Annotated in this window: 19 protein-coding genes and 3 tRNA genes; 9 read left to right on the forward strand and 13 right to left on the reverse strand. The window is 52.2% G+C overall.

The window, feature by feature from the left end; all coding sequences use genetic code 11:
- Positions 1-122: 122 nt before the first annotated feature.
- Positions 123-902: a deoxyribose-phosphate aldolase gene (gene deoC / locus HVZ52_RS19620; RefSeq protein ID WP_016155634.1), complete on the reverse strand. Its 780-nt coding sequence runs from the start codon at positions 900-902 to the stop codon at positions 123-125.
- 261 nt (positions 903-1,163) lie between these two features.
- Here deoC and HVZ52_RS19625 point away from each other — a divergent pair, with 261 nt between their 5' ends.
- Entirely contained in the window at positions 1,164-2,714 is a 1,551-nt protein-coding gene (locus tag HVZ52_RS19625) for a YjjI family glycine radical enzyme (protein WP_019078317.1), read from the forward strand.
- Positions 2,686-3,549, forward strand: coding sequence for a YjjW family glycine radical enzyme activase (locus tag HVZ52_RS19630; protein WP_047358375.1), 864 nt, complete (start codon positions 2,686-2,688; stop codon positions 3,547-3,549). Before HVZ52_RS19625 ends, HVZ52_RS19630 begins: the two co-directional genes overlap by 29 nt.
- A gap of 32 nt (positions 3,550-3,581) precedes the next feature.
- Here the strand turns inward: HVZ52_RS19630 and HVZ52_RS19635 are convergent, their stop codons facing one another.
- The 8 genes from HVZ52_RS19635 to holD all read right to left on the reverse strand — a co-directional run bounded on the left by HVZ52_RS19635 (position 3,582) and on the right by holD (position 10,092).
- Complete coding sequence (locus tag HVZ52_RS19635; protein WP_053389011.1) at positions 3,582-4,358, reverse strand: metal-dependent hydrolase; 777 nt, start codon at positions 4,356-4,358, stop codon at positions 3,582-3,584.
- Positions 4,355-5,428, reverse strand: coding sequence for a patatin family protein (locus tag HVZ52_RS19640; RefSeq protein WP_016151604.1), 1,074 nt, complete (start codon positions 5,426-5,428; stop codon positions 4,355-4,357). Before HVZ52_RS19640 ends, HVZ52_RS19635 begins: the two co-directional genes overlap by 4 nt.
- A 245-nt stretch (positions 5,429-5,673) precedes the next feature.
- Entirely contained in the window at positions 5,674-5,835 is a 162-nt protein-coding gene (locus HVZ52_RS19645; protein ID WP_003019081.1) for a DUF1328 family protein, read from the reverse strand.
- 127 nt (positions 5,836-5,962) lie between these two features.
- Positions 5,963-6,580: a molecular chaperone OsmY gene (gene osmY, locus HVZ52_RS19650; protein ID WP_016151602.1), complete on the reverse strand. Its 618-nt coding sequence runs from the start codon at positions 6,578-6,580 to the stop codon at positions 5,963-5,965.
- Positions 6,581-6,886: 306 nt separating this feature from the next.
- Complete coding sequence (prfC, locus tag HVZ52_RS19655) at positions 6,887-8,476, reverse strand: peptide chain release factor 3 (RefSeq protein WP_016151601.1); 1,590 nt, start codon at positions 8,474-8,476, stop codon at positions 6,887-6,889.
- Positions 8,477-8,568: 92 nt separating this feature from the next.
- On the reverse strand, positions 8,569-9,249 hold the full coding sequence (gene yjjG / locus HVZ52_RS19660) for a pyrimidine 5'-nucleotidase (RefSeq protein WP_181599307.1): 681 nt from the start codon (positions 9,247-9,249) through the stop codon (positions 8,569-8,571).
- A 14-nt stretch (positions 9,250-9,263) separates the two neighbouring features.
- On the reverse strand, positions 9,264-9,710 hold the full coding sequence (gene rimI, locus HVZ52_RS19665) for a ribosomal protein S18-alanine N-acetyltransferase (protein ID WP_005123887.1): 447 nt from the start codon (positions 9,708-9,710) through the stop codon (positions 9,264-9,266).
- Positions 9,679-10,092 (reverse strand): DNA polymerase III subunit psi, encoded by a 414-nt coding sequence (gene holD, locus HVZ52_RS19670; RefSeq protein WP_003837254.1) that lies wholly within the window; start codon positions 10,090-10,092, stop codon positions 9,679-9,681. The genes rimI and holD overlap by 32 nt, the downstream gene beginning before the upstream one ends.
- A 103-nt stretch (positions 10,093-10,195) precedes the next feature.
- Here holD and rsmC point away from each other — a divergent pair, with 103 nt between their 5' ends.
- The 4 genes from rsmC to HVZ52_RS19690 all read left to right on the forward strand — a co-directional run bounded on the left by rsmC (position 10,196) and on the right by HVZ52_RS19690 (position 11,751).
- The gene (gene rsmC / locus HVZ52_RS19675; RefSeq protein ID WP_181598610.1) at positions 10,196-11,224 is read left to right on the forward strand and encodes a 16S rRNA (guanine(1207)-N(2))-methyltransferase RsmC; all 1,029 of its coding nucleotides are present in this window, start codon (positions 10,196-10,198) and stop codon (positions 11,222-11,224) included.
- A gap of 209 nt (positions 11,225-11,433) precedes the next feature.
- Positions 11,434-11,520 (forward strand) — tRNA-Leu (locus tag HVZ52_RS19680).
- 28 nt (positions 11,521-11,548) lie between these two features.
- Positions 11,549-11,634, forward strand: a tRNA-Leu gene (locus tag HVZ52_RS19685).
- 31 nt (positions 11,635-11,665) lie between these two features.
- Positions 11,666-11,751, forward strand: a tRNA-Leu gene (locus tag HVZ52_RS19690).
- 39 nt (positions 11,752-11,790) lie between these two features.
- Here HVZ52_RS19690 and HVZ52_RS19695 read toward each other — a convergent pair.
- Positions 11,791-12,066 carry a DUF1435 domain-containing protein gene (locus HVZ52_RS19695; protein ID WP_047502323.1) on the reverse strand — a complete coding sequence of 92 codons (276 nt, stop codon included), beginning with the start codon at positions 12,064-12,066 and terminating at the stop codon, positions 11,791-11,793.
- Positions 12,067-12,282: 216 nt separating this feature from the next.
- Here HVZ52_RS19695 and HVZ52_RS19700 point away from each other — a divergent pair, with 216 nt between their 5' ends.
- Entirely contained in the window at positions 12,283-13,359 is a 1,077-nt protein-coding gene (locus tag HVZ52_RS19700) for a GGDEF domain-containing protein (protein ID WP_181598611.1), read from the forward strand.
- Positions 13,360-13,467: 108 nt separating this feature from the next.
- Positions 13,468-14,256, forward strand: coding sequence for a siderophore-iron reductase FhuF (gene fhuF / locus HVZ52_RS19705; protein WP_181598612.1), 789 nt, complete (start codon positions 13,468-13,470; stop codon positions 14,254-14,256).
- Between the two features lie 29 nt (positions 14,257-14,285).
- Here fhuF and HVZ52_RS19710 read toward each other — a convergent pair whose 3' ends face one another.
- Positions 14,286-15,629: a PTS sugar transporter subunit IIC gene (locus HVZ52_RS19710; RefSeq protein WP_016151595.1), complete on the reverse strand. Its 1,344-nt coding sequence runs from the start codon at positions 15,627-15,629 to the stop codon at positions 14,286-14,288.
- Between the two features lie 365 nt (positions 15,630-15,994).
- Between HVZ52_RS19710 and HVZ52_RS19715 the strand changes: the two genes are divergently transcribed.
- Positions 15,995-16,456 (forward strand): YbaK/EbsC family protein, encoded by a 462-nt coding sequence (locus HVZ52_RS19715; protein ID WP_016151593.1) that lies wholly within the window; start codon positions 15,995-15,997, stop codon positions 16,454-16,456.
- Between the two features lie 54 nt (positions 16,457-16,510).
- Here the strand turns inward: HVZ52_RS19715 and bglJ are convergent, their stop codons facing one another.
- On the reverse strand, positions 16,511-17,188 hold the full coding sequence (bglJ, locus tag HVZ52_RS19720; protein ID WP_029139757.1) for a DNA-binding transcriptional activator BglJ: 678 nt from the start codon (positions 17,186-17,188) through the stop codon (positions 16,511-16,513).
- Positions 17,149-17,874, reverse strand: coding sequence for a response regulator transcription factor (locus HVZ52_RS19725; protein ID WP_016151591.1), 726 nt, complete (start codon positions 17,872-17,874; stop codon positions 17,149-17,151). Before HVZ52_RS19725 ends, bglJ begins: the two co-directional genes overlap by 40 nt.
- Between the last annotated feature and the right edge of the window lie 86 nt (positions 17,875-17,960).

The following is a 17,960-nucleotide window of genomic DNA, read 5'->3' on the forward strand; positions in this document are numbered from 1 at the left end:
ACTCTAAACAATTCGAGTCGCAGGAAGCGGCAAGGAAACTCATCCCCAGGCGCTTACTACAGTAAGTGACTGGGGTGAGGGAGTGCAGCTAACGCACCTGCGGCTTGCAGTATGACGAGTAATTAGTAGCTGCTTGCGCTCTTACCATCGCCGTGACCCAGCGCTTTCAGCAAGCTCGCCAGCAGGCTGGATGCGCCAAAACGATAGTGACGGGAATCGGCCCAGTCAGCGCCAAACAGTTCGTCGGCAATCGCCAGGAACTGCTGTGCATCTTCTGCGGTACGCACGCCGCCTGCCGGTTTGAAACCTACAGTTTTAGAAACGCCCATGTCGCGGATCACTTCCATCATGATGCGTGCGCTTTCCGGCGTCGCATTTACCGGCACTTTACCGGTAGAGGTTTTGATGAAATCAGCACCCGCTTTGATGGAGATTTCAGACGCTTTACGGATAAGACTCTCTTCTTTCAGCTCACCGGTTTCGATGATCACTTTCAGCAGCACGTTTGCCGCCGCACACGCATCTTTACATGCTTTAACCAGATCAAAACCAACCTGCTCGTTACCGGCGATCAGGGCACGGTAAGGGAACACCACGTCAACTTCATCCGCGCCGTAGGCAATCGCCGCGCGGGTTTCAGCCAGCGCAATCTCGATGTCGTCGTTGCCGTGCGGGAAGTTGGTCACGGTTGCAATACGGATGTCCGGAGTGCCTTGCTCTTTCAGCGTCTTACGCGCGATAGGGATGAAACGCGGATAGATGCAAATAGCGGCAGTGTTGCCTACCGGGGTCTTCGCCTGATGACACAGCGCGATCACTTTTTCATTGGTGTCGTCGTCATTCAGGGTGGTCAGGTCCATCAGTTTCAGTGCACGCAGGCTGCTTGCTGTTAAATCGGTCATAACATTCTCCAACGGCATCGCCGTATAAAATTTCACCTTGCGAGTTTGTTAGTATTCTAACATCCGCTCGCTATTACACTTCGATATACATCACAGTTAATGAAAACCACATACAGATTTGCATTACTCTAATGAGATCTACTTCAAATAAATCACCTTTCAAGAAGGGATGCGGTGGCATCAGGCGCATCCGGATCAAAGGTTGTGGCGGCGTTGCTTTCTACAATGGCGTTACACCTTCGGGATTAAAAGGAATCAACGATGCCCACTTCAAGCGAACTCGCGCTGCAACAGCGTTGCCAACAAATCGTGACCAGTCCGGTGCTCAGCCCTGAGCAGAAACGCCACTTCCTGGCGCTGGAGGCTGAAAACGCGCTGCCTTACCCGCAACTACCTGCTGAGGCTCGCCAGGCGCTGGATGACGGGGTGATCTGCGATATGTATGAAGGTCATGCCCCGTTCAAACCGCGCTATGTTTTACCCGACTACGCGCGTTTTCTGGCCAACGGTTCCTCATGGCTGGAACTGGAAGGAGCCAGGGATCTTGATGACGCGTTATCCTTACTCACCATCCTGTATCACCACGTTCCGTCAGTCACCTCGATGCCGGTCTATCTCGGCCAGCTCGACGTTCTGTTGCAACCGTATGTTAGAATTCTAACACAAGATGAGATCGATATTCGAATAAAACGTTTCTGGCGTTATCTCGACAGAACCCTGCCAGACGCATTTATGCATGCCAATATCGGCCCCGCAGATACGCCTGTCACCCGTGCAATTTTACGCGCAGACGCAGAGTTAAAGCAGGTTTCGCCTAATCTGACGTTCATTTATGATCCGCAAATTACACCTGACGACCTGCTGCTCAACGTGGCGCAAAATATCTGCGAGTGCAGTAAGCCGCACATTTCCAACGGCCCCGAAAATGATAAAATTTTCACAAAAGGTCAGTATGGCGTCGTCAGCTGTTACAACTCATTGCCGCTCGCCGGGGGTGGAAGCACGCTGGTCAGGCTCAATCTGAAAGCCATCGCAGAGCGCAGCACCTCTGTCGATGACTTCTTTACGCGCACCCTACCGCACTATTGCCAGCAGCAAATCGCCATCATTGATTCACGATGTGAATTCCTCTATGAAAAATCACATTTCTTTGAGAATAGCTTCCTGGTGCAGGAAGGGTTGATTGATCCCGAACGTTTTGTCCCTATGTTCGGCATGTATGGCCTGGCGGAGGCGGTGAACCTGCTGTGCGATAAGGCGGGGCAGAATGCTCGCTACGGAAAAGACGAGGTCGCCAATCAGCTCGGCTATCGCATCAGCGCCCAACTGGCGGAGTTTGTAGAAAGTACCCCGGTGAAATTTGGCTGGAAGCAGCGCGCAATGCTGCACGCACAGTCAGGGATCAGTTCTGACATCGGCACCACGCCGGGCGCGCGTCTGCCCTACGGCGATGAGCCGGATCCGATCACTCACCTGCAAACCGTCGCGCCGCATCATGCGTATTATCACGCTGGGATCAGCGACATTCTCACGCTGGATGAAACCATCAAGCGCAATCCTCAGGCGCTGGTGCAATTGTGCCTCGGGGCGTTTAAAGCTGGGATGCGTGAGTTTACTGCCAACGTGAGTGGTAACGATCTGGTCCGCGTCACCGGCTATATGGTACGCCTGTCGGATCTGGAAAAATATCGCGCCGAAGGTTCACGCACCAACACCACCTGGCTGGGCGAAGAAGCCGCGCGCAATACCCGCATTCTGGAACGACAACCTCGCGTGATTAGCCATGAACAGCAGATGCGCTTCAGTAAGTAAGATCATTCCTTTCTCCTGCGTCGACGGGCCGGGCAGTCGCCTGGCTCTGTTTCTGCAAGGATGTAACCTGCGCTGTAAAAATTGCCACAATCCGTGGACGATGGGACGCTGCAACGACTGCGGGGAATGTGTCCTGCATTGCCCGCATGAGGCGCTGAGCCTGAGTGCGGGGAAAGTGAGATGGCAATCCGACGTATGTCAGCAGTGCGATACCTGCCTGCACATGTGCCCACAGCAGGCCACGCCGATGGCGCAAACCCTGAGCGTTGATGAAGTGCTGCAGCATATTCGCAAGGCGGTGCTGTTTATTGAAGGAATTACGGTCAGCGGCGGCGAAGCGACCACCCAGTTGCCGTTTATCGTGGCGCTGTTTAACGCGATCAAAACCGATCCGCAACTGCAACACCTGACCTGCATGGTAGACAGCAACGGCATGCTGAGCGAAACCGGCTGGCAAAAACTGCTGCCGGTATGCGACGGCGTAATGCTCGATTTAAAAGCCTGGGATAGCGCGTGTCATCGACAGTTGACTGGCCGCGATAACACGCTGATTAAACAAAGCATTACCTTTTTGTCCGGGCAGGGAAAACTTGCGGAACTGCGCCTGCTGGTTATTCCTGGCCACGTGGATTATCTACAGCATATCGATGCACTGGCGGCGTTTATCAAACGTTCAGGTGATGTACCAGTGCGGCTAAATGCCTTTCATGCGCACGGGGTGTACGGCGAAGCGAAGGACTGGCCGAGCGCCACGCCTGAGGATGTGGAGCAACTGGCGCAAGGATTGCGCGAGCGCGGAGTGGATAATTTGATCTTCCCGGCGCTGTACCTGTAATTGCCGGATGCGACGTATCCGTAGTCCGGCAATTAAAAATCAAATAACGCCGTCGTATTGCGATACAGCGCATCAGCGATAACATCCGCAGGTTCCGGGCGCAGCTCGCAGAGGACATCAAAGACTCTGACCACCTGCTCCGGGCGATTCGGCTGTCCCTGAAAGCCGTTGAGCGGCATATCCGGCGCGTCAGTTTCCAGCAGCAGTGAGTCCAGCGGCAGTTGCGCCATTACCTCGCGGGTTTTACTGGCGCGCGGATAGGTAATGGTGCCGCCCACGCCAATTTTGTAGCCCAGTTGCACAAAACGTTCGGCCTGCTGCACGCTCCCGGAAAACCCATGCACCACGCCGGTTCGCGGTAAAGCATGGCGTTTCAGGTGCATCGCCAGCTTGTCATGAGTGCGCCGCGAATGCAGGATCACCGGCAGCTCGTAACGCTTCGCCAGCTTAAGCTGCGCTTCCAGCAGCCGCTCTTGCTTATCGAATTGCGGATCGTCCCGATAAAGATCCAGCCCAATCTCGCCTACCGCCACCAGCTTTTGCGGGCGCTTATCCAGCGCCTGCTGCAACTGCTCCAGGCAGTCATCGCTATGTTGCTCAATAACAATGGGGTGCAGCCCCAGGGCGGCAAACAATGGAGGGTAATTTTCCGCTAACGCCAGTACACGGGAAAAATTTGCCGCCTGGGTGGCCGGAACGATAATGCTTTGCACGCCGACGTCAGTCGCGCCCTGAATACTGGCAGATTCATCGCCCGTAAACGGCGGAAAATCAAAGTGACAATGCGTATCAATAAAACGATAACTCACGCCAAATCCTCATTATTAAACGTCGTGTCGTTAGCCTGAGGCGCATTGGTCACCACCGGCGCGTGAGCATCGTTAGCCACCGGCGCGGGAGGAACCACGACCGGTCCCGGCACCACAATCTTCGGCGTCTGACGAGGCAACGGCGCATTTTTCGCCAGCAGCTTGCCGACGGTTGCCAGGAAGTAACGACCACACAGGCGTCCGGTCTTGTAATCTTCCCGCAGCGCCGGAATACGGCTTCCTAATGCCATGCTATGGAGCGGTTTGGGCGGGTAGATCTCAAAGATACGCAGCTTGCCCGGCGGTTTCTCAATAAAACTCTGAATCGCGCGATAGCTGGCTTCATGGTGCTGGACCAGATTCAGCAGCGGTTGCAGGCTGCTTTCGCCCAGCCAGCGTTCCATACGCTTGAACCACTGCGGGGTGTAATACATTTGCGAAGGCACGGTGCGGATAACCACCAGCGTTTTTGCCCCCTGCTTCGCCGCTTCCTGCACGGGAATGGCGTCGCTGACTCCCCCATCGAGATAATTCACACCATCCAGCGCAACCCCGGCGCGGTAGAACCCGGGAATCGCGCTGGAGGCACGAATAAGATCGAGCCAGTTTTGCCGGTTCGGCGAAAAATAGCCAGGCGTGTAGTCATCGCCCCGACAGGCGCACATATAAAACGATTTCCCTGCGGCAAACAGGCGCTCGGCGTTATCCATCGCCAGCGGCATCTGGGACGCGGTCGAATCCACTAGCCAATCGAGATCGATTAAATTTCCCCCGCGCACAAAGCGCACCGGGTCAAAAAATTCACGTCGGGTAGTGTAACGCATGATGACTTTACGACCGTAACCCGGCTGGTTACAAAGATAGGCTGAAAGGTTTTGCGCACCAGCGGAGGTCCCGTAGAAGAGATCAAAAGGATTGAACTGCGCGCGCATGAATTCATCCAATACGCCAGCGGTGAAGATGCCTCTTTGTCCGCCGCCCTCACACACCAGCGCCATACTGCCTGGTTGAAACGGACGTAACGATAACGGCGCAATATTACCGAGCGTGACGGGTATTCTCTGCCCCACCTCTGCCTTCCTGTTGTTTTTGTAATAGAACAACAAAGTAACGCAAATTGCCTGATGCTAAAACCGTAAAAGCCAGTCCGGTGGACTGGCTTAGTAGCAAGTTATCTTTACGGTTAATCCCCAAAATAATTCGAGTCACAAGAAGGCGGCAAGGGCGTGAATCCCGACCAGCTTACTCTGGTAAGTGATACGGGCGAGCACGCGTAGCCCACGCACCTTTAACTTGAAGAATAAAGGGGATGTCGCTAGGGCCGTTTACGACCTGTAAACAGGCTGACCAGAAACAGAATGATCCCCACCACAAAAACAATTTTCGCTGCGCCAGCAGCGGTACCCGCCAGTCCACCAAAACCCAGTGCAGCGGCAATTAACGCGATAACCAGAAATATGATGCCCCATCGAAACATGCGCTTCTCCTTTACCATAGTTAATGTCACCGCTTGATATGAGCACTCAGGCTGCCCATCGGCGATATTTTCAGTGTGGTGCACAACACGCCTCCCGACAAACGTCGGGAGGACGAATTAAGTCTAATTAGTGAGTTTTAAGATCGTTTTTGACGCTTTTCACGCCATCAATCGCTTTGGCGATGCTCTCAGCGCGATCGCTTTGAGCCTGTGATTCAACGGTTCCTGAAAGCTGTACCACGCCATCGGTGGTTTCAACTTTCACTTTGCGGGAAGGGACAATATCATCGGCCAGCAGCTTGGCTTTTACCTCACTGGTGATTGCCGTATCGCCCGCATAGCCTTTTACAGAAGTGTCTTTGCTATCACGTACGTGCAGTTTGTCGCTAACGGAGGTCACACCCTCAACGCCTTTGGCGACTTTAACTGCCTCTTCGGCCTGTGCCTGGCTTTCAACAAACCCGCTTAGCGTCACCACCTTCTGGTCGGTTTTAACGGAAATGTCGGTGCTCTTAATGCTATCGTGATCCACCAGCGCGGCTTTTACTTTCGCAGTGATGGTGCTGTCATCCATGAAATTACCGACTTTGTTCATGGAGCTATCGACTTTCTGCCCCGCACTTTCGACGCCGGATTGCGTTTTATCCGTCGTGGAGTTTTCTGCATAAGCAGAACCCGTTGCAACAGCGGAGGTCAGCATCACGGCCAGCAGCGTTTTAGAAATCTTAAGTCCTGTCATTGTCATCGATGTATTCCTGTATGTTTGCTAAAAGCTGCGCTCTGCCGTAAAACGGCTTGAGCCAGCAACTAATCTTGTAAGTGGAATAAATATCAGCAATAGAAGCTGCAACAGGCAGCCTAAAAAGCATTTAACGCCGACATTTATGTCATCACATTGTTAAATATAGTTCAGGATTTCGTGATCGCAGTCCAGATTGACTAAAAAACGTGCAAACAAAAGAAAAACGAGAGGTTTTAAGAACATTCCGCAAGGGATTTAAAAGACAGGAAAAGTTGTAGGGCACGGCGGATACCGTGCCCTGAAGGTCGATTAGTGTTCGCGCGTTTTGCGGAACTGAACGTCAGGGTAACGTTCCTGGGTGAGATTCAGGTTAACCATGGTCGGCGCGATATAAGTGAGGTTATCGCCGCCATCCAGCGCCAGCTGAATTTCGTTTTTACGCTTGAATTCTTCGAATTTCTTCACGTCAGAACACTCTACCCAGCGTGCTGTCGCTACGTTGACCGACTCATAAATCGCTTCAACGTTGTATTCGCTCTTCAGGCGTGAAACCACCACGTCGAACTGCAGCACACCAACAGCGCCCACGATCAGATCGTTATTAGCGATCGGACGGAAAACCTGCACTGCGCCCTCTTCGGACAGCTGAACCAGCCCTTTCAGCAGCTGTTTCTGCTTCAACGGATCCTTCAGACGAATACGACGGAACAGCTCCGGCGCGAAGTTCGGAATACCGGTGAACTTCATCATTTCGCCTTGGGTAAAGGTATCGCCAATCTGGATAGTGCCGTGGTTGTGCAGACCCAGAATATCGCCCGGATACGCTTCTTCCACGTGAGAACGGTCACCGGCCATAAAAGTCAGCGCATCGGAGATAACCACGTCTTTACCAATGCGCACCTGGCGCATTTTCATACCTTTCTCGTACTTGCCGGACACCACGCGCATAAACGCCACGCGGTCACGGTGTTTCGGGTCCATGTTGGCCTGAATTTTAAACACGAAGCCGGTGAACTTCTCTTCTGAGGCTTCAACGACACGGGTGTCGGTTTTACGCGGCATCGGCGCAGGCGCCCACTCCACTAAGCCATCCAGCATATGATCAACGCCGAAGTTACCGAGCGCGGTACCGAAGAATACCGGGGTGATTTCGCCCGCGAGGAACAGCTCATGGTCGAACTCGTTAGACGCGCCCTGCACCAGCTCCAGCTCGTCGCGCAGCTGCTGCGCCAGGTCTTCCCCCACGGCGGCATCGAGTTCAGGGTTGTTCAGACCTTTAACAATGCGCACTTCCTGAATGGTGTGGCCTTTACCCGTCTGGTACAGGTAAGTTTCGTCTTTATATAGGTGATAGACGCCTTTGAACAACTTACCGCAGCCAATCGGCCAGGTGATCGGCGCACAGCCGATTTTCAGTTCATTCTCGACTTCATCCAGCAGCTCCATCGGATCGCGGATGTCACGGTCGAGTTTGTTCATAAAGGTCAGGATCGGGGTATCACGCAGACGGGTAACTTCCATCAGCTTACGGGTCCGGTCTTCAACACCTTTTGCTGCGTCGATGACCATCAGGCAGCAGTCCACCGCCGTCAGAGTACGGTATGTATCTTCAGAGAAGTCTTCGTGCCCTGGGGTGTCCAGCAGGTTTACCAGGCAGTCATGATATGGAAACTGCATCACAGAGGTGGTAATGGAGATACCACGCTGCTTTTCCATTTCCATCCAGTCAGATTTCGCATGCTGGCTGGAGCCACGGCCTTTTACCGTACCGGCGGTCTGAATCGCCTGTCCGAATAACAGTACCTTTTCAGTAATTGTCGTTTTACCGGCATCCGGGTGAGAAATAATGGCAAAAGTGCGGCGTTTGGCCACCTCTTGCAAATAAGGAGACAACGTCATAGTCAAATCTTCTTAGGTAAGCACGGCAACAGGCCGTGCAAGTTGAATACGAAAAATTGCGGCTATTTTACCCATCAACGGGGGGGAGGCAATCAGTGTTTACACAGGAGCCGCTCCAGTTCACTTAATGACGCCACGGTCCAGGTCGGCTGAATGCCCGCTGGCTGCTCGCGGTGGTGCGTATTTAGCCAGCAGGTGGATAGCCCGGCGTTAATGCCGCCAAGAATATCGGACTCTGCGGTGTCGCCCACCATCAGTACGCGAGAACGCTCAGGATTGCCCGCCTGCTCCAGCGCATGGTCAAAAATACGGGGATCGGGTTTTGCCACGCCAACCTGCTCAGAAATCACCAGCAGGTCGAAATAGTCGCGCAGCCCCGTCCGCTCAAGGCGGATTTGCTGCAACGCCGTAAAGCCGTTAGTAATAATACCGATTTTTGTTTTATCACGAATCGCATTGAGCAGAGAAACCGCCCCTGGCAACGGCGAGCAGATCTCCGCCATCGCATTGATAAAGGCGTCATTAAGCTGGCCTGGCTCAACCTTCAGGCGTTCAGCCCAGCTCTGAAAACGAGCGTGCTGGAGTTGTAATGAGGTAATCGCACCATTTTGATAATCCACCCACAGCGGTTTATTTACGGCCAGGTAGTCCTGAAAATCTTCAGCGGTAAAGGTAATGCTATAGTCGAGAAACATCCGCTGTAAGCCGGTAAACGAGTCAAACGTAAACAGCGTTTCGTCGGCATCAAAGAAAATCCAGTCCCACTTCTTCATCATTACACCTTGTCTTACATGCTGATTGGCAATGCCATTATAATGGCGTCTTCATGACCATCGGCCGTCGGATAGTAATTGCGCCGGATCGTCGCCTCGTTAAAGCCCAGGCTTTCGTACAGCGCGATAGCGGCAGCATTTGAGGCGCGCACTTCAAGCCACAGTGTCAAAATGCCACGCTTTTCCAGCTCATCGATCAGGTATTCCAGTAGCTCACGCCCCAGGCCCCGGCGCTGAAAGTCAGGATCGACGGCAATATTGAACAGCGTAGCTTCATCCAGCACGACCTGTGTAATCGCAAAGGCGGCCATTACGTCGTCAACCCTCAACTGAAAATTGAGGTAGCGATCGCCCTGGTTGCTGGCAAATGTTTTTTCACTCCACGGAAAAGCGTGAGCGCGTTTTTCAATCTGAAATGCTGCAGGTAAATCAGTCGGTTCGAGGGAAGAAATCGTGTTCATATGCGCAGATTTGTTGCCATAACGCGGCGCGGGCCGCGGGGTTTTCCCGTAATTCATTAAACGCAGGACTCTCGACCTGAGCGCCCTCCAGCAGCAGCGGCTCTTCGGTTCCCAGCCGCCAGCTATTACAGCGACTGCCCTGCGGTAGCATGGCGACGCGGTCAGGCGTCAGTTGTAAAACCTGATCCGGGCTGACGGTTAATGCGCGTAAAATATCGCTCATCAACGGTTCGGTTAGTGCGGGTAATTGTGCAGCAACCATCACCAAACGGACGTGCGCAGGAATTGAAATCGCGATCTCGCCCTGCAGTGCTCCGGGACGACGCAATGACCACTGAGTAATGCCCAGTTGCTGTAACTGCCAGTCTCGTCGGGATGTCATAGCGAAACACTCCTGTCTATCAGGGGCGCAAATATAGCAAATTTGTCGAATCCGTGCCATCAAACAACTATAATCCCCCGCTGTACAATTTAAGGAGCACTCCATGTCTGCTTTTACCCCGGCAAGTGAAGTCTTGCTGCGCCACAGTGATGATTTCGAACAAAGCCGTATTCTGTTTGCCGGTGATTTGCAGGATGACCTGCCTGCCCATTTTGAATGCGCCGCCAGCCGTGCGCACACTCAGCAGCTTCACCACTGGCAGGTGCTTAACCGCCAGATGGGCGACAACGTTCGCTTTAGCCTCGTCGCCCAGACCGATGACGTTGCCGATAGCGATACGCTGATCTACTACTGGCCGAAGAATAAGCCGGAAGCCCAGTTCCAGTTGATGAACATTCTGTCACTGTTACCGGTGGGCACCGATATTTTTGTTGTTGGTGAGAACCGCAGCGGCGTTCGTAGCGCAGAGCAGATGCTGGCCGAATACGCGCCGCTGAACAAAGTCGACAGCGCGCGTCGCTGTGGCCTGTACCATGGTCGTCTGGAAAAACAGCCGGTCTTTGATGCAGAAAAATACTGGGATGAATACCAGACCGAAAATCTGACCATCAAAACGCTGCCGGGCGTATTCAGCCGTGACGGCCTGGATGTTGGCAGCCAACTGCTGCTCTCCACGCTGACGCCGCACACCAAAGGCAAAGTTTTGGATGTCGGCTGTGGTGCAGGCGTACTCTCCGTCGCCTTAGCCAGCCACTCGCCAAAAGTGCGCTTAACCCTGTGCGATGTTAGTGCCGCCGCCGTTGAAGCCAGCCGCGCAACGCTTGCTGCCAACGGTATTGAAGGAGACGTAATCGCCAGTAACGTCTTTTCTGACGTGACGGGTCGCTTTGATATGATCATCTCCAACCCACCGTTCCACGACGGGATGCAGACCAGCCTCGATGCCGCGCAAACGCTGATTCGTAGTGCAGTGCGCCACCTCAACAGCGGCGGTGAACTGCGTATCGTGGCGAACGCCTTCCTGCCTTATCCGAAGGTACTGGATGAAGTGTTTGGCTTCCACGAAGTTATCGCGCAGACCGGTCGCTTCAAGGTCTATCGCACCATCATGACGCGTCAGGCGAAGAAGTAGAACGGCCATCCCATGCCGGATAAGGTGCCTGCACCGCCATCCGGCAGGGTTTGCGAAATGCGGGGTGGCACTTCGTTTACACGGCCTGCGTTTAGCGCCCATTTTTACATCAATTAAGCGCGTCCTGGGCAATTAACTATTGACGAAAAGTTGAAAACCACTAGAATGCGCCTCCGTGGTAACGATACTTTTTTGAGTGTCGATGGTATGCGAAGGTGGCGGAATTGGTAGACGCGCTAGCTTCAGGTGTTAGTGTCCTTTCGGACGTGGGGGTTCAAGTCCCCCCCCTCGCACCATAATCCACGTTGATATTGCTCGCACTGGGCGAAGGTGGCGGAATTGGTAGACGCGCTAGCTTCAGGTGTTAGTGTCCTTAGGATGTGGGGGTTCGAGTCCCCCCCCTCGCACCAACGAGGCGATATCAAAAAATAAGATGACTGTGCGAAGGTGGCGGAATTGGTAGACGCGCTAGCTTCAGGTGTTAGTGTCCTTAGGATGTGGGGGTTCGAGTCCCCCCCCTCGCACCAATTATCTTATTTCCCTCTCGATTTTCTTCCCTATTTTGTTCATCCCTGATTCCCGTTCATCATCACCAGAACAATGCCGCCGATCAGCGCCGCACATGAAGGCAACAGGACAAAATGCCGCAAACGCTTGTGGTACAGCATGAGTGAAGTCAACAGTAATCCTAATACAATCATCGCCTTCCATACGTAGACCGACAGGTCGCTAAATGCCATCCCGGCAATCAGTATTCCCGGCAGCAGAACACCCCATCCACTGCCCAGCGTACGTTGCAACATGGTACCACCCATGACATTGATAATGATAACCAATATCATATGATAAATTTTCTCATTTGTCAGCTGGGAGGCACTATCAATTATATGAGTTTTACTTAACGATTGATGACATGAATAATTTAAGGTGATAAATTGCTCGCCGGTTAGCTTTTCAACTAAAAACAATAAAAACCTCTGCGAATGATACCCCGTTCGTTATTTGTTTTATTTACCAACACACCTTCGTACATTGCAGATAACTAACAATATTTACCTATGACAGTACAATCCTGGCGAGCTCTGCGCACCAAAAAATACCAACTCTCTTTACGATTATTTCTGCTGCTCAACGCAGTCTCCGCACTGTTTACGCTTTTTTTTCCCCTGTTTGCCGTCAAAGCGTTGTCAGTACCGGCATTGCTGATTCTCGTGATGAGTACATTGTTGCTGGCATGGCATAGGAAATATGTGGATAAAAGAATTAATCTTCCTTTTATTTCAATCGTTTTTGGTTTGCTATGGGCATTACATATTTTCCTGAAATATAACGCTCTGGGTCATAATGATTATTATTTTCTATTAATCGCGCTTCTCAGCGTGCTGTTTATTGGTTCTATCGCTTTTGCCAATAATATCATCGCGTTTACGCTTCACTCATTGCCTTCCGTCGCCGTCTGTTTATGGCTGAATGGCAGCGAGCATGGTTTGCGAATTATCTATTTTATGGCGCTGCCCATGGCCGGGATCGCCATCCAGCATGTGATACAAAAGCGCTACGATGGCTTCGCCCAGCAGCTGATGTATAAACTGCTGGAAGAACGGGAAACCCTGAACGGACTCAGCATGCTCGACCCGCTAACCGGTTTGTACAATCGTCGGGGGCTACAACACCGACTCGATACGCTGTTGGCCTTGAGCAACGCGAAGCACTACGTCTTGCTGCTGGATATCGACCATTTCAAAGCCTATAACGATCACTACGGTCATATGATGGGAGATCAGGCGCTGATCCGCGTCTCTGCCGCGATTCGTGACTCCGTGCGCTCCCGGGACGTGGTGGCGCGCTTTGGTGGGGAAGAGTTTATGGTTTTGCTGACCGCGGTCGATCCCCAGCAGGCCCAGGCTGCCGCCGAACGTATTCGCCAGAAGGTGTACGACCTTAAAATTCCTCACATGTTTAACGAGAGCGTGGCAACCAACGTAACCGTGAGTATTGGTATTGCGCCTCTGGTCGAGCAGGATATTGATGCCGCTGTTGCCCGAGCGGATAAAGCCCTTTATGAGGCCAAGAGCCTTGGGCGCAACAGTACGCTGGTTAGCGATGACCAGCGGGTAAACTGCCCTTCTGCCTGAGCTATCTGTGCGGTGTCTCCCGGGATGGCGACAAAGATCTTGCCATCGCTCAATGTCAATTATAGGATTAGCAATCATTATCATTAAGATTAACATCCTTATATCGACATGGCTTATCGTTCCGCACCGATCGTTGAAGATGTCATCTGGCGTAGCCCTCTGCCTGCAAAGATGCCCTCGCTGGCTGCTGCCGTACGCGCAACGATAGCCAACACCCGTGAGCACCTGCTGGACTTCATTCGTCTTGACGAAACGCCCGTGCCAGGAGCGATGACGCTACATGAATGGACGCAATCAACGACGCTAAGTTCATTGCTGGCTGTCTATTCAGACCATATTTATCGCAATCAGCCCACGCTGCCACGCGAAAATAAGCCGTTGATTTCTCTCTGGGCGCAGTGGTATATCGGCCTGATGATGCCTCCGCTCATGGTGGCCCTGCTGACGCAAAAAGAGGCCATCGATGTCTCTCCTGAACACATGCACGTAGAATTCCACGAAACAGGCCGTGCGGCCTGCTTCTGGATCGACGTGCATCAGGATCACCAGGTCACGGCCCAGTCTCCTCAGCAACGCATGGAAACGCTGATTCTCTCGGCGCTGACGCCGGTTGTGCAGGCGCTGGAAGCGACAGGCGAGATCAATGCGAAGCTTATCTGGAGCAACACCGGATATTTAATTCACTGGTATTTAACGGAAATGAAGCCGTTATTAGGTGAAGAAGTGCTGACCACACTGCGCCAGACCTGTTTTTTTGAGAAACAACTCTCCTGCGGTCAGGATAATCCCCTGTGGCGTACCGTTGTTCCGCGCGAGGGACTGTTAGTGCGCAGAACCTGCTGCCAGCGCTATCGCCTGCCCGATGTCCAGCAATGCGGTGACTGCACGCTGAAGTAAGCGAGGAGCCGTAGCCCCTCGCCCGTCAGTTATGCAACCTGCTGATTTTCTTCTTCTATACGCTGTGCTTCTTCTTTTTCCTGCGCTAATAGCTGCTTTTCGTAAACCTTAAAGAATGGGAAGTAGATGACGGCAGACACCAGTGCCAGCAGGACAACCAGAATGGCCGCTCGATAATCCCAGCCTAACGCCCATGCCGCGCCAACCGGTGCCGGGGCCGTCCAGGGAACCACTGAAATCACCCGCCCAATCAAATCCAGCTTCATCGCCGCCCAGGCCAGCACCGCGTTCACCATCGGGGCCAGCAGGAAGGGAATGAAGAACACCGGGTTCATGACAATCGGCGTACCGAAAATCACCGGTTCGTTAATATTAAAAATGCTCGGGACAACGCTCAAACGCCCGATCGATCGCAGATGGGCCGAGCGGCTACGCAGATAGCAAATCACCAGCCCCATCGTCGCGCCGGAACCTCCAACCACAATAAAGAACGTCCAGAACGCTTCCATAAAGATATGCGGTAAAGGCGCGCCCTGCGCCAGCGCCGACTGGTTCATCCCGAGATTGGTGAGCCAGAACATTTGCAGCATTCCCGACACAATTGCCGCGCCATGAATACCCGCAAACCACAGCAGATGGCCGATCAGCACCGCCAGCAGTATCGCTGGCAGAGAATCCGCTGCAGACACCAGTGGTTTAAAGATGGCCATGATGGCCTGCGGGATCAGCATGTCAAACTGCGACTGAATCACCAGACTCAGCGGGTACAGCGTCAGCACCACCACCAGCACAGGGATCAGCAGATCGAAGGAGTTTTTGATCATCGGCGGCACCTGATCGGGTAAACGAATGCCGATGTTGTGCGCCTTCAGGAAGCGCATCATTTCAACGCAGTAAATAGCCACCAGGATGGCAGTGAAAATCCCCGTACCGCCCAGGCTATCAACCGGCATCGTGCCTTTAGTTTTCGGTGCAGCAATCAGCAAAAAAGCCATGATCGATAGCATCGCACACATGAAGGGATCTAGCTGATGCGACTTCACATAGTGCTTGCCCAGGTTATAAGCGATAGCCGCACATATGTAGACTGACATGATCCCCATCGTCATATCAAACGGTGTGAGGATTTGGCCTTCAAACTGTTTCGCCATATCCAGCCACGCACGTGCAAACCCCCAGGTGGTATCCGGAGAAAAAGGCGGATAGGCGAAAACCAGCAGAAACGAGCCTACGATCATAAAGGGCATCGCCGAAATAAACCCATCACGGATAGCCATCACATGACGTTGTGAAGAGATGCGCCCGGCAACAGGGCTGACGTAATTTTCAACGAAGCGGAAAATCACATTAAACACAGCATGATTAGTAGACATAGCCGTTCTCCCGTTGTGCAAAACCCTGCAACCGTGCTGGTATCAACACCACCACGTAAAGCCCATTACTACTTTTCGCAACCGTGCCGGGAGGAACGCCAGCGCTACTGCATTTTGAGTTCAGTTTCATAGATGGCTCTTATTATGTGATACAGAGGAAGTGACAACTTCAGTATTAATCGCCATTTGAGCATTCTGCAACCGGTTACTGTAACCGGTTTCTTTGATTGTGAAGACGATCGAAAAACTGCCAATGTTGCCATGTTGTTACATTAAAATATTTACAGCGAGCTTGCCCCTATGACAAATTACGCCATGCGGTTTTCTGCTGGATGGAGCTGCCTGTAGGCGATTTGGAGAGAAGAATGAGTTTGCAATCAGTACGCCAATTTTTAGCGCAATATGCACCAGATATTGAGATTATCGAATTAGATCAGAGCACAGCTACCGTCGATCTGGCAGCGAAAGCCCATAACGTCGAACCAGGCCAGATCGCGAAAACGCTTTCGCTTAAGGTCAAGAACGACATTATTCTGGTCGTCGCCAAAGGTGATGCCCGACTGGATAACAAAAAGCTAAAGAGCACTTTCGGTGCCAAAGCCCGTATGTTGAGTAGCGATGAAGTAGTGAACGCGACGGGCCATCCCGTTGGCGGTGTTTGCCCTTTCGGACTGGAAACGCCGATTTCGGTATACTGCGACGTTTCGTTGAAGCATTACGCTGAAGTGCTTCCCGCCGCAGGCGCCATCCACAGCGCCGTTCGTATCACGCCAGAAAGGATGGCTGAGCTGACTTCCGCCACCTGGGTGGATGTGTGTCAGGGATGATTCACGTTCCGTGCCGATAACGAAACCCGGCACGAAACGATCTAACATTACCCGCTAAGAAGCCGCCTGTAGAAAAGGTGCAGGTTCACCTGCACGCAGGTACAGCAGGATATCTGCAGCATCCAGCAGTCCGGCATCTGAGCTCACGCCCAGCTTGGACATCACATTAAATTTATGTGCCCGAATGGTTTTAATATTCCGCTCTAACTGAGCAGCGATCTGCGGCATTGAATAGCCATTCGACATAAAGCGCAGTATTTCTCGTTCTGTTGGACTGAGCATACGGCTTTGATTGATATACCAATGGTTTTTAGAACCTTCGGTTCCCCGGTTGGGACCGTTCAATACCGTAAATAACGCGTCCTGCAGTACCGTTAATGAAGAAGATTTGCTCACAACGCCATCTAACGGCAACGGTGACAAAGAGCCGATTAATCGCGCTTCAGCGTCATCATCAGCAATCACCACCCGGCGAATACGCGGAAAATTTACAGCCAGTTCCGTCAGATAAGCTAACCCGGCCCTGCGATCGGTTCTGATTGCAGAGAGGGAGAAAATAACCGCCGAAAACGACGTTTTTAACATCACCTGACTAAATGCAGGCTGGCTCGAAAAGATATGAAGTTCGTATTGGTTATCCGGCATGGTATTAAACAGGCTCTTAATACCGACGCTACTCATCGCGCACTTCTCTACCAGCGCAACGTTTCTTTTGATGCTTCGGCTTTCCATTCCGTGGTTTCTCCATAAACTGAAGGTAAATTCAATTCTCGCGATCCTTGAGAACTGTTTATCCAGGCGTACATTTCTGCATTGCTATGTATCGACAAGCGGCGCATAGCACTGTTCTTTTGGGCGCTAATCGTTTTATTGCTTTTCTTCAGCAATGTCGCAATCTGATTAATTCCCCAACCTTTTCCCAGGAGTCTCAGCACTTTCCTCTCCGAGAGGGTAAGTACAATTGAGCGGGCGCTATGGTCTGCTAATTCTGGCATCACGGGCGGAGAAAGCAGCGACTTGCTAATTCTCTCGGCACGGCTATTTCCTGCGTGAATAACATTCACCAAACTTTCAATCGTCTCGGCATCAGATAACAGCGAACTGACAGGACACATCAGCAATTCAATGGCCAGCGGATAAAAAACACGAGAAACGAGAAATACCCAGTGAATATCGCGGTATTGAGATAATAAAGAATAATACTGTTCGCAGACTGAACGTGGATGATTACAGTCTCCGGATAAATCAGCAATCACCAAATCGGCACAACGCAGCTGCAGCAACGTCAATTCTTCGACGGAGCGGCAGTAGGTAAGTTCATAATCAGCGAACTGCCCCTGCATTACACCTTTAAGTCCGGTTTGTACGATCGGTAATTTACTAATAATAATTGCGTTTTTGCAGCGTCCTGGCAACATATCTCCTCCACACTCACCAGTCCGTATTCGCACTTATTAAAAATCCCCTGATAAATTAAAAGTATTAATTAACAGGAAACCCTAAA

The sequence above is a fragment of the Citrobacter sp. RHB36-C18 genome (assembly GCF_013814485.1).
GTDB lineage: Bacteria > Pseudomonadota > Gammaproteobacteria > Enterobacterales > Enterobacteriaceae > Citrobacter > Citrobacter braakii.